Origin of the sequence: Amycolatopsis sp. NPDC051372 (genome assembly GCF_040682095.1) — a bacterium.
In the GTDB taxonomy this organism is placed as follows: Bacteria; Actinomycetota; Actinomycetes; order Mycobacteriales; family Pseudonocardiaceae; genus Amycolatopsis.
Map to the genome: position 1 here is coordinate 1 of NZ_JBFBAF010000075.1, position 10,894 is coordinate 10,894.

A 10,894-nucleotide genomic window follows, 5' to 3' on the forward strand; every position below is an offset into this window, starting at 1 on the left:
GCGTCAGACACCACCACCACACACGGAGGTCTTCGTCATGATCAACCCGACGCGCCGCTCACACGTCAACAACGTCCATGGTCACTACAGCTAGCAGATCATTTCGGCCGTCGCGACGATCCGCTCGGCCATCGGCTGGTCCACCGACACATCGGCGCCGGTGAAGTCCCAGATCGCGTTCGCGATCACGGTCGAGTGGTCCTTGCCTTGCGCGACGTCGTCGCACAGATCGTGCGCATGCACGACCGCGCGAGCCTGGTTCTCGACGAGGCCGGGGTCGATCGAGCCGAGGGCCGCGAGGTAGGCCCGCTCGCGGGGTCCGATCGCGACGGAATGCCGCGAAGGCCGGGGCGCCGGCGCAGGGGCGGGGTCCGGGCCAGCACAGCCCGTGAGCAGAACCAGGGTGCCGAGAATCAGGAGACGAGTGCGCACGGGCGCTACAGCGTGGATCCGCGCCGGTTCGTTACGAAGCCGAGGTGGCAGTAGCGATCGACGGCGCGGAGCCCCGGTCACCCTCGCGGTGGCCGGAGCTCTTTCGTGTCCTCAGGTGCCGCGCTTCTACGCCACCACGTCGGCGTAGATCCGCCGCCCAGCGCTCAACGGTCCCGCCAGGCCAGCGGGGACAGGGTGGCTGCGGCCTCGGCGACACGGCGGGCGGTCTCGGTCGCGAGGCCCTTGCGGGCGGAGTCGATCCAGCCGGCGACGCGCTCGACTCCGATGTCTCGGTACTCGACGGCTTGGAGCAGCATTTCGAGCTTGTCCGCGTCCTTGGCGCACCGCGCTTCGAGGGTCTGCCGGGTCTCGTACTCGTCCACCGCGGTCCGGACCATGGCGCGAGAGGCGTCCGGCAAGGCGGCCGTCTGGTCGGCCCACCCTTTCGGGGCGTGATCGACCCCCGTGACATGCTCTGCCCATGTTCGCGCTGCAACAGGACGACTTCCCGGCCCCGCGTCGTGCCCCGGCGATCTGGCGGACGATGCTCAACATCGACCGCGGGCTGGTCAACATGGTGGGCCGGCTGACGGTGTCCGGGGCGGTGCCGAGGGAGTTGCGGGGGCGGCCGTTGCTGATGGCGGCGAACCACATCGGCGTGTTCGACGCGTTCGTGCTGATGGCGGCGTGCAAGAGGATCGGCATCAACCCGCGGTTCATGCTGGCCGGGGGCATCCTGGACGCGCCGGTGATCGGGCCGGCGCTGCGGGTGAGTGGGCATCTGCGGGTGGACCGCAAGCACGCGGCGACGGCCATCGGGCAGTTCGCCGAGGCCGTGGAGGAGCTCAAGACCACGCGGGAGCCGATCGTCGTCTACCCGGAGGGGCGGATCAGCCACGACCCCGGGCTGTGGCCGGAGCGCGGCAAGACGGGGGCGGCGCGCCTGGCGCTGGCCGCCGGTGTGCCGGTGATCCCGATCAGCCAGTGGGGCGCGCACGAGGCCGTGTACTGGGGCACCGAGACCGTGAACGGCCCGGCCGACCTGGTGCCGCTCGCACGTTCGGGCCTGAGCGCGCCCCTGCGGCGGCCGAGGTTCAAGGTGCACTTCGGGGCGCCGGTGGACTTGGCGGAGGTCGAGCCGGAGCGGCCGGGCGCCGGGGTGCGCGCGCACGCGAAGATCATGCAGGCGATCACCGACGGCCTCGTGCCGCTGCGCCGCGACGAGCCCGTCCGGCCGCGGTTCAACGACCCGACGCGGCCGACGGACACCGTGAGCCCGTGGAAGCCGGGTCCGCCCACCCCTCGGACACCACAGTCCTGAACCCGCGCTTTCGCCTAGAGTCGCAGGGCGTGAGCACACGCATCCTCGTCGTCTACTACAGCGCCACCGGCAACACCGCCGCCCTCGCCTCCGCGCTGGCCGAGGGCGCCCGGGAGACCGGTGCCGAAGTCCGGGTCCGGACCGTGCGCGAGACCGCGCCCCCCGAGGCCGTCGCGAGCAACCCGCGCTGGCAGGCGTGGGTGGACTCCGGTCCGCACCACGAGTACGCCACCCTCGCCGACCTCGAATGGGCCGACGGGATCGCCGTGGGCAGCCCCACCCGCTTCGGCGGTCCCGCGGCCCAGCTGAAGTCCTTTTTGGACAGCACGGGTGGCTTGTGGGCACAGGGAAAGCTGGCCGACAAGGTCGCGACGTCGTTCACCACGGCGTCGACCGCGCACGGTGGCCTCGAGGCGACCGTGCTGGCCACGAACAACATCTTCTACCACTGGGGCGCCATCGTCCTGCCGCTCGGCTACGGCGACCCGCACCTGAAGGAGTCGGGAAACCCGTACGGTGGCTCCTTCGTCTCGCGCAAGTCCGCCGCGCCCGACGGTCTCGCGCTCGGCGCGCTGACCCGGCAGGGCAAGCGCCTCGCGACGATCACCACCCACGTCGCCACCGGATTGAAAGCGGACGATAACCGCTAAATCGGTTTCGGTGGTGACGCGGACGTCGTACTGTCGACGAGCGTGACCACCGAACTGCCCGTTTTCACGCCACCCCGCGTCGCGCACCGCGCCCGCGGGGTGGCGTTCGTGCTGCTCGCCGCGCTGTTCTTCAGCACGTCGGGCACGCTCGGCAAGCCCGCGATGGCCGCCGGGATGACGCCCGAGCAGGTCGCGACGTTTCGCATCGGCTTCGCGGGCCTGCTGCTGCTCGCCGGCACGGCCGCCATCGCGCCGCGCACGCTCAAGGTCCGCCGCGGCGAGTGGCCGATGCTGCTCGCATACGGCCTGCTCGGCGTCGCCGGCACGCAGCTCGCGTACTTCATCGCCGCCGACCGCGTGCCCGTGGGCATCGCGATCCTGCTCGAGTTCCTCTCCCCCGTGCTGATCGCACTGTGGGTGCGAGTGGTCCGCCGCACCCACCTGCCGCGCGCGATGTGGGCGGGCATCGGGCTCGCCATCGCCGGCCTCGCGCTCGTCGGCCAGGTCTGGCAGGGCCTCACCCTCGACGCGATCGGCGTCCTCGCGGGCCTGGGCGCCGCGGTCTGCTCCGCCGGCTACTTCCTCATCGGCGAACGCGCCGTCGCCGACCGCGATCCCCTCGGCCTGGTCACCTGGGGCATGGTCATCGGCGCCGTGATCGTGTCCGTGGTCAGTCCACCGTGGACGATCCCGTGGTCACTGCTGGACCACGCCGTGGAGTTCGGCCCGTGGACGCCGCCGATCTGGCTGCTGCTGACGTTGCTGGTGCTGCTCTCGACCGTGCTGTCCTACCTGCTCGGCATCACGGCGCTGCGTCACCTGCCCGCCTCGGTCGCCAGCGTGCTCGGCCTCCTCGAACCCGTCACGGCGACGGCCTTCGCGTGGGCCCTGCTCGGCGAGGCGCTGGCGTGGCCCCAGGCCCTCGGCGCGGCGATCCTGCTCGGCGGAGCGTATGTGGTGCAACGGTTTTCGAAAGGCGTGACCTAACCCTGCCGGGCGGGCCGGATGGTCAGGTCGCCGATCTCGACGTCGTCCGGCTGCTCGATCGCGAACGCGATGGCGCGCGCCACGGCCTCGGGCGCGATGCCCAGCGCCGCCATGGCTTCGCGCGCCTGCGCCCGCTGCCCGGGATCCTCGACGTAGTCGACGAGCTCCGTGCGGACGTACCCCGGCGAGATGGAGGTTGTCCGCAGCACGCCGTCGGTGGACTCCTGGCGCAGCGCCTCGAGCAGCGTGCGCACGGCGTTCTTGGTCCCCGCGTACACAGCCTGCGCCGGCACGATCTTGAGGCCCGACGTCGACACGGTGGTCACGAGGTGCCCGCTGCCCTGCTCGCGGAACACCGGCAGCGCGGCGGCGATGCCGTGCAGGACCCCGCGCAGGTTGACGTCGATCATCGCGTCCCAGCTGTCCACGTCGAGATCGCCCACCGGGGCGATCCGCGCGACGCCGGCGTTGGCCACCAGCACGTCGAGCCGGCCGAACCGGTCCACGGCCAGCGCGACCAGCCGCTCGAGATCGGCCCGCTTCGTCACGTCGACGTCCAGCATCTCCGCGCGCCCGCCCGCGGCCCGGATCCGCGCCACGAGCGCGGCCAGCCGGTCGGTGCGCCGCGCGCCCAGCACCACGGCCGCACCGCGGGCCGCGAGCTCCAGTGCCGTCGCCTCCCCGATCCCGCTGCTCGCGCCGGTGATGGCGACGACCTTGCCTTCCACTGTGCTCATCTCGACTTCTCCGCCCTAAACTGACAACTGTCCGCTTCGGCTCCCACCGTACCGGACACTTGTCCATTTAGTCGAACGGAAGCGAGGTGACGCCGGTGGCGAGCCGTGAGCTGCGGTCCGACGCGGTGGCCAACCGGGACCGCATCGTCGAGGCGGCCCGGGCCGAGCTGAGCAGGTCCAACGGGGCGATCGACGACCTCAAGCTCCACGGGGTCGCGAAGGCCGCGGGCGTGGGCCAGGGCACGCTCTACCGGCACTTCCCCACCCGCGAGCACCTGCTGGCGGAGGTGTACCGCCACGAGCTGACCCAGCTCGTCGACGCCGTGCCGCCGTTGCTGGCGGAGCACCCGCCACTGATGGCCCTGACCCACTGGCTGCACCGGCTGGTCGAATACGCGCGCATCAAACGCGGGGTCATGGCGGCGATCGAGGCCTCGGCGTGGCACGACCTGTACTCCGGCCAGCACCACCGGCTCGACGAAGCGCTCGGCACACTGCTCGATCGCGGGAAAGCCGCCGGTCAGGTGCGTGGTGGGGTCGACGCCGCCGACGTCATCCTGCTCCTGGGCGCGTTGTCGCGGATCCCCGAGGCGGAGTGGGAGCCGCGGGCCGGCACCGTGGTCACGGTCATCGTCGACGGGCTCCGTCCGCCGAGAGAGCCGGTCTAGCGCGCCACGAGCTGGGCCAGCGCCCCGTAGAACACCTCGCCGATCTTCGCCGGGTCGCGCGTCACGTACGCGCCGCCGCCGGTGATCGCGGTGATGGCGGACAGCTCGGTCTCGTCGGCGTCCTCGCCGATGCCGATCGCGATCACCGGCAGCGGGTGCGCCGGGTCGGCGAGGCGGGTGAGGCCGGCCAGGAACGCGTCGCGGGTGATGCCGGACGTGTCCTCGTTGCGGCCGTCGGTCATCACGATCACGACGTTGAGCACGCCGGGCTGCCAGTCGCGGCGGGCGAGGGCGTAGACGTCGAGCACGGAGTCGTAGAGGCCGGTGCCCGCTTTAGGGATGGCGCGCACCGCGGTGAGCCGCGCGATGTCACCAGGCGTGAGGTGCTGCGAGACAGGCGCGAGGGGAAGCACCTCGCGGTAATCCTTGGTCCCGTCGAGCCTTGTGGCGAACTCCCAGATCCGCAGCTGCGTCGAGGGCCGGAACAGGTGCAGCGCCTGCTCGGCGGCGGCCACGGTCACCTGCATCCGGTTCAGGTTCGTGCCCTGCACGCGCGCCTCCATCGAGCCCGAGACGTCCAGCAGCACCTCCACACGTGCGTCGAGGTTCACCCCCGCCCACTGGGTGAGCAGCACCTTGAGATCGGCGCTCGACGGCACGGGGGCGCTGCGCTGCGCGGCCGCTTGCACGTGCGGGTCGTCCTCGTGCCCGGTCAGGGCCTGCCCGGGCACGCGCCGGGCGGCGCGCTCGAGGGCCGCCGTTCCCGCGCCGCCCAGCATCGCCTGCTGCAACGCGTCGACCGCGGCGCTCTGCTCGCCACCGCCGCCGGTCAGCCGCGCGAACGGGTAGTCCAGCGCGGGCGCACCGGCCGAATACACCGCCACCAGCGGCGCGGCGCCGGAAGCGGCGTTGTGCTGCACCACGGAACTCTCCGAAGCCGGATACGCCGTCGCTCCCTCGCCACCACCGACGGTGAACCGCCGCAGCACCGCCGCGAAGGCCCCCGCCGGGTCCGGCGCCGAGCCCACCGTGTCACGCAGCCCGACCAGCGCCGAGGTGCCCACCGGGTCGCGGGCCGGGTCCGGGAGGGTGAGCACGGCGCCCGGCGCGGCGACGACGTCGGTCCAGGTGAGCGTGCGACCCGGCCAGCCGAGGCCACGTGCGGCGCCTTCCGCCACGGCGAGCACCACCGGGGAGCTCGCGACCGACGGTCCCGACTCCGGCACGTCCGTCGCGCCGAGCTGCCGCGCCCCCTGCAACGCGATCGTCGAGTCCGGCACCCAGACCTGCGCCCGCTCCCCGCCGGGCGCGGCGAACTCGGCCACGGCCTGCGCGGTATTGCGCGGGCGGATCTCGTACGACCGGCACCTCGCTGAAAGTCCTTGAGCCACCTGGGAAAGCACCGGGGCGATGTCGGGCGAAGCCGACACCACGACGTGCCCCCGCGCGCACCGGGTCTCCAGCGCGGCCGCGACCCACACCGCTCCGCCGAGCACGAGCAGCACGCAGACGGCCAGCGGCACCAGCAGCCGGCTTCGTCCCCGTACGCTCGAATGACGCCCCATCGGCGCAGCCCTCCTGCTCAACGCAGGTTAACGCCGCCGCGGCCTGCAGCCGTAGGACGAACGGTTCAAAGCCGGACTCGTACCTGAGGGGGAGCCAGGACCCGCCTCACGCGGGATGTGCCGCGCCGCCGCACGAGCGACCATGGGACCGACCACGAGAAACGGGGGCAGCCGTGACCAGACCGAACAAGTCCGAGCAGCGCCGGGCCCGCAACGCACTCGCCCGCCAGGGCGCCGTCGTCGCCTTCGCACTGCTGATCGCCGCCATCACCCGCTGAAAAACCCGGCCGGCAGCGCTGACGAAACAGCCGCCGCCGCTCCCCTGACGAGGAGAGCGGCGGCGGCCGTCGACGCGAGAACTCAGACCGGGATGACCGTCGGGACGATCATCGGCCGGCGCCGGTAGGTGTCGGCGACCCAGCGCCCGACGACCCGGCGCACCGCCTGCGCGATGCGGTGGGTGTCGGTGATGCCCTCGGCCTCCGTGCGCGCCAGCTCCATCTCGACGAGCGGCACCACGCTGTCGAGCGCCTTGGGGTCGTCGGAGAAGCCGCGCCCCGACACCGTCGGACTGCTGACCGCGCGGCCCGTGCTGGAGTCGACGGCGACGCTGATCGAGATGAACCCACCCTCGCCGAGCACCAGCCGGTCGGACAGCGTCGACTCGCCGACGTCGCCCACCGACAGGCCGTCCACGTACACGTGGCCCACCTCGACGCGGCCGGTCCGCGAAGCCTTGCCGTCGACGAGGTCCACGACCACGCCGTCCTCGGCGATCACCACGTTCTCCGGCGACACACCCGTGCGGATGGCCAGCTCTCCGTTGGCGCGCAGGTGCTTCCACTCGCCGTGCACCGGCATCACGTTGCTCGGGCGCACTGCGTTGTACAGGTAGAGCAGCTCACCGGCCGACGCATGCCCGGACACGTGGACCTTGGCGTTGCCCTGGTGCACCACGTTGGCCCCGAGCCGGGTCAGGCCGTTGACCACGCCGAACACGGCCGTCTCGTTGCCCGGGATCATCGAGCTGGCGAGCACCACGGTGTCGCCCGCGCGGATCGAGATCTGCCGGTGCTCGCCACGCGCCATGCGCGAGAGTGCCGAAAGCGGCTCGCCCTGCGAACCGGTCGAGACGAACAGGACCTTGCTCTCGGGCAGCGTGCTCGCCTGGTCGAGGTCCACGAGCAGGCCGTCCGGCACCTCGAGCAGCTTCAGCTCGGCCGCGATGCCCATGTTGCGGACCATCGAGCGGCCCACGAACGCGACCCGGCGACCGTGCCGCACCGCGGCGTCCAGCACCTGCTGCACGCGGTGGACGTGGCTCGCGAAGCACGCGACGATCACGCGCTGGTCGACCCGCCGGATCACGTCGTCGAGCACCGGGCCGATGTCACGCTCGGGCATGACGAACCCGGGCACCTCGGCGTTGGTGGAGTCGACGCAGAACAGGTCCACGCCCTCGTCTCCCAGGCGCGAGAAACCCGCGAGGTCGGTGAGGCGCCCGTCGAGAGGCAGCTGGTCGAGCTTGATGTCACCGGTGTGCAGCACGACCCCGGCGGGCGTGCGGATGGCGACTGCGAGCGCGTCGGGGATCGAGTGGTTCACGGCGAAGAACTCGAGGTCGAACACGCCGACCTTGCGGCGCTCGCCTTCGCGCACCTCGATGAGGTTCGGCCGCTGACGGTGCTCCTTGGCCTTGGCCGCGAGCAGCGCGTTGGTGAAGCGCGAGCCGTAGATCGGCACGTCGGGCCGCAGCCTCAGCAGGAACGGGACGGCGCCGATGTGGTCCTCGTGCCCGTGGGTGAGCACGAGGCCGTCGACGTCGTCGAGCCGCTCCTCGATCGCGCGGAAGTCGGGCAGGATCAGGTCGACACCGGGCTGGTCGTCCTCGGGGAAGAGCACGCCGCAGTCGACGATCAGGAGCCTGCCGTCGTACTCGAAGACGGTCATGTTGCGTCCGACCTCGCCGATGCCGCCCAGCGCGACGACGCGCAGGGCGCCTTCGGGAAGGGCGGGCGGGAGGTTCGTGGGTCCGGGTCCGGGGGGAAGTGAGCTCACCGGGGCAAGGTCCCAACGCTGGTGTGTGAGGTGGGGGCGACGTAGGCCGCCTGGGAATCCGCTTGTGCCACCCGTGCACCATGCCAGTCCTGGGCCGCGCTGTCGCCCAGCGGCACGCCGCCCTGGGCGAGATCGGCGGCGATCAGGGCACTTTGCTCGTCCGTGGCGGGCACGACGGGCAGCCGCGGGTCGCCGATGTCGAAACCGCGCAGCCGCAGCGCCGCCTTGGCGAACGCGACGCCGCCGACGCGCGACATCGCGCGCATCACCGGCAGCATGGCGCGGTGGTTGGTCCGCGCGGTGGAGGTGTCGCCGCTCTCGTAGGCCTCGATCATCGCGCGGATGCGCCCGGCCACCACGTGGCCGATCACGCTGACCACGCCGACGCCGCCGACGGCGATCCACGGCAGGTTCAGGCCGTCGTCGCCCGAGTAGTAGGCCAGGTGCGTGTTGGCGATCACCTCGGAGCCGGCGATGAGGTCGCCCTTGGCGTCCTTCACCGCGGCGATCCGCGGGTGCTCGGCCAGCCGCAGCAGCGTGTCGACCTCGATGGGCACGATCGAGCGCGGCGGGATGTCGTAGAGCATCACCGGCAGGTCGGTGGCGTCGGCGACCGTGGTGAAGTGCGCGAACAGGCCGGCCTGGCTGGGCCGCGAGTAGTACGGCGTGACCACGAGCAGGCCGTGGGCGCCCGCCTCGGCGGCGGCGCGGGCCTGCTCGACGCTGTGCGCGGTGTTGTTGGTGCCGGCGCCTGCCACCACAGTGGCCCGGTCGCCGACGGCCTCGACGACGGCGCGGATCAGCGCCGTCTTCTCCTCGTCGCTCGTGGTCGGGCTCTCGCCGGTGGTGCCGTTCAGGACCAGCCCGTCGTTGCCCAGCTCCACGAGGTGCTCGGCGAGCTCCTGGGCCCGCTTCAGGTCCAGCGCGCCGTCGCGGTCGAAGGGCGTGGCCATCGCGGTGAGCACGCGGCCGAACGGGCGTCCGGGCGCGGCGGTAGGTGGAGTGGACATGGTGTTGACGGTACCTCGTCGAAGGGGTGAACCCGGGCCCGACCTGGTGAAGAGCGGAGATTTTCCCGGGTGGGCGGGCGCCGGGCGGAACATCTCGCGCGGTTACTTGACCTTGGTGGTGATCTGCGCCGGGATCTGGGCGTTGCCGGGCTTCGCGAGCACGCAGTAGAACTCGCGGCTGGGCTGGCTGTAGTCGTTGGGCGGCGCGAGCTCCCACTGGCGCTGCGTGGGCACAATCGCCTGGTAGGTCAGGTCCGCCCGCTGGTTTTCCGGCACCACCGACGAGTGGAACGACGCCGCGCAGCGCGCCTCGGCGAGCCGGGTCACGGACTCGAGACCGGGGTAGGCGGCGACCTGCGCGTCGTCGCTGCTGTAGTTCTCGGTCGGCAGCACCTCACCGACGTCGTAGACCTCGAGGGTGTGGCTTTTGTCGCACGTCGCGCTGTTGTCGTCGCCGATGACGACGCCCTGCTGCACTGCCGCGTTGAAGCAGCGGTAGGACAGGCCGATCTGCGTCTTGAGGAAGCCGTCGGGGCCGTAGGTGACGGTGGGCTGCAGCTGGGGGTCGACCTTCGGCGTCCACACGGGTTTGCCGAGGAAGAAGCCGCCGACCAGCGCGGCGACGGCGAGCACGGCGGCGCCGGCGAGCCACCAGCCCCGGCGCGGGCGCTTCGGCGGCGCGGCGACCCGCGTCGGGGCGGTGCCGAATGCCGGGGCGGTGCCGAGTGCCGGTGCGATGCTGCCCGACGGCGGCGTGGGCGGCTGACCGGCCGCGGTGGCGAGCAGGTTCCGGGCCTGCGGGGCCGTGAGCCGCGCCTCCGGCTTGGCCACCAGCAGTCCGAGGATCGCCGCGGCGAGCGGGCCCTGGCCCCGGGTGAGGTACGGGACCTCGGTCATGATCGCGTGCAGCGTCGCGGCCGTGGTCGGGCGTTCGAACGCGACTATGCCCTCCACGGCGAAGAACAGCGTCGCGCCGAGTGACCACAGGTCCGACTCGGGCATGGCCTCACGGCCCTCGACGCGTTCGGGCGCCATGAACGCCGGCGAGCCCACGATCACGCCGCTCGTGGTGAGACGTGGGTCGTCGATGGCGTGCGCGATGCCGAAGTCGGTGAGCTTCACGCGGCCGTCGGGCGCGACCATGATGTTGGCGGGCTTCACGTCGCGGTGCACGATCCCGGCTGCGTGCGCGGCCTGCAGCGCGGCGAGCACGCGGTCGCCGATCACCGCGACGTGCGCGGCCGGCATCGGGCCCTGGCGGCGTACGAGGTCGGCCAGCGTCGGGGCCTCGACGAGCTCCATCACGATGAACGTGGTGCCGTTGCGTTCCTAAGGGATGTCAAGCCGCTTGGTGGGGTTTAGCGTGGGTGTTGGACGGGCCGGTCGATGGAGCGCTTGGCGACTTCTTGTTTCGCTGGCCCGTCCCCACTCCGGTTGTCCTGTGTGATCGGCGAATGTCTTCCGGA

The 10,894-nt window shown here is 72.0% G+C and carries 9 protein-coding genes and 2 pseudogenes; 4 read left to right on the top strand and 7 right to left on the bottom strand.

Annotation, left to right across the window (positions count from 1 at the left end; genetic code table 11):
- Positions 1 to 90: 90 nt before the first annotated feature.
- Together AB0M56_RS49950 and AB0M56_RS49955 are read right to left on the bottom strand one after the other, a co-directional pair.
- Positions 91 to 432: a hypothetical protein gene (locus tag AB0M56_RS49950; protein ID WP_364190561.1), complete on the bottom strand. Its 342-nt coding sequence runs from the start codon at positions 430 to 432 to the stop codon at positions 91 to 93.
- 164 nt (positions 433 to 596) lie between these two features.
- Positions 597 to 869, bottom strand: a pseudogene (locus AB0M56_RS49955) (HD domain-containing protein); the annotation flags it as partial.
- 44 nt (positions 870 to 913) lie between these two features.
- Here AB0M56_RS49955 and AB0M56_RS49960 point away from each other — a divergent pair.
- The 3 genes from AB0M56_RS49960 to AB0M56_RS49970 are packed head-to-tail and all read left to right on the top strand — an operon-like array spanning position 914 to position 3,390.
- Positions 914 to 1,753: a lysophospholipid acyltransferase family protein gene (locus AB0M56_RS49960; RefSeq protein WP_364190564.1), complete on the top strand. Its 840-nt coding sequence runs from the start codon at positions 914 to 916 to the stop codon at positions 1,751 to 1,753.
- 29 nt (positions 1,754 to 1,782) lie between these two features.
- A complete protein-coding gene (gene wrbA, locus AB0M56_RS49965; RefSeq protein WP_364190567.1) occupies positions 1,783 to 2,403 on the top strand; it encodes an NAD(P)H:quinone oxidoreductase in 621 nt (206 codons plus the stop codon).
- 42 nt (positions 2,404 to 2,445) lie between these two features.
- A complete protein-coding gene (locus AB0M56_RS49970; protein WP_364190569.1) occupies positions 2,446 to 3,390 on the top strand; it encodes an EamA family transporter in 945 nt (314 codons plus the stop codon).
- Here the strand turns inward: AB0M56_RS49970 and AB0M56_RS49975 are convergent.
- Entirely contained in the window at positions 3,387 to 4,127 is a 741-nt protein-coding gene (locus AB0M56_RS49975) for an SDR family oxidoreductase (RefSeq protein WP_364190571.1), read from the bottom strand. The two genes, AB0M56_RS49970 and AB0M56_RS49975, sit on opposite strands and share 4 nt — an antisense overlap.
- 95 nt (positions 4,128 to 4,222) lie before the next feature.
- Here AB0M56_RS49975 and AB0M56_RS49980 point away from each other — a divergent pair, with 95 nt between their 5' ends.
- Positions 4,223 to 4,795 (top strand): TetR/AcrR family transcriptional regulator, encoded by a 573-nt coding sequence (locus AB0M56_RS49980; protein ID WP_364190574.1) that lies wholly within the window; start codon positions 4,223 to 4,225, stop codon positions 4,793 to 4,795.
- Here the strand turns inward: AB0M56_RS49980 and AB0M56_RS49985 are convergent.
- The 4 genes and pseudogenes from AB0M56_RS49985 to AB0M56_RS50000 form a co-directional block, all read right to left on the bottom strand.
- The gene (locus tag AB0M56_RS49985) at positions 4,792 to 6,360 is read right to left on the bottom strand and encodes a VWA domain-containing protein (RefSeq protein ID WP_364190577.1); all 1,569 of its coding nucleotides are present in this window, start codon (positions 6,358 to 6,360) and stop codon (positions 4,792 to 4,794) included. The genes AB0M56_RS49980 and AB0M56_RS49985 overlap by 4 nt on opposite strands.
- A gap of 360 nt (positions 6,361 to 6,720) precedes the next feature.
- Positions 6,721 to 8,418: a ribonuclease J gene (locus tag AB0M56_RS49990; RefSeq protein WP_364190579.1), complete on the bottom strand. Its 1,698-nt coding sequence runs from the start codon at positions 8,416 to 8,418 to the stop codon at positions 6,721 to 6,723.
- Entirely contained in the window at positions 8,415 to 9,428 is a 1,014-nt protein-coding gene (gene dapA, locus AB0M56_RS49995) for a 4-hydroxy-tetrahydrodipicolinate synthase (protein WP_364190582.1), read from the bottom strand. The genes AB0M56_RS49990 and dapA overlap by 4 nt, the downstream gene beginning before the upstream one ends.
- A 102-nt stretch (positions 9,429 to 9,530) precedes the next feature.
- Positions 9,531 to 10,748 (bottom strand): annotated as a pseudogene (locus tag AB0M56_RS50000) (serine/threonine-protein kinase); the annotation flags it as partial.
- Positions 10,749 to 10,894: the final 146 nt, after the last annotated feature.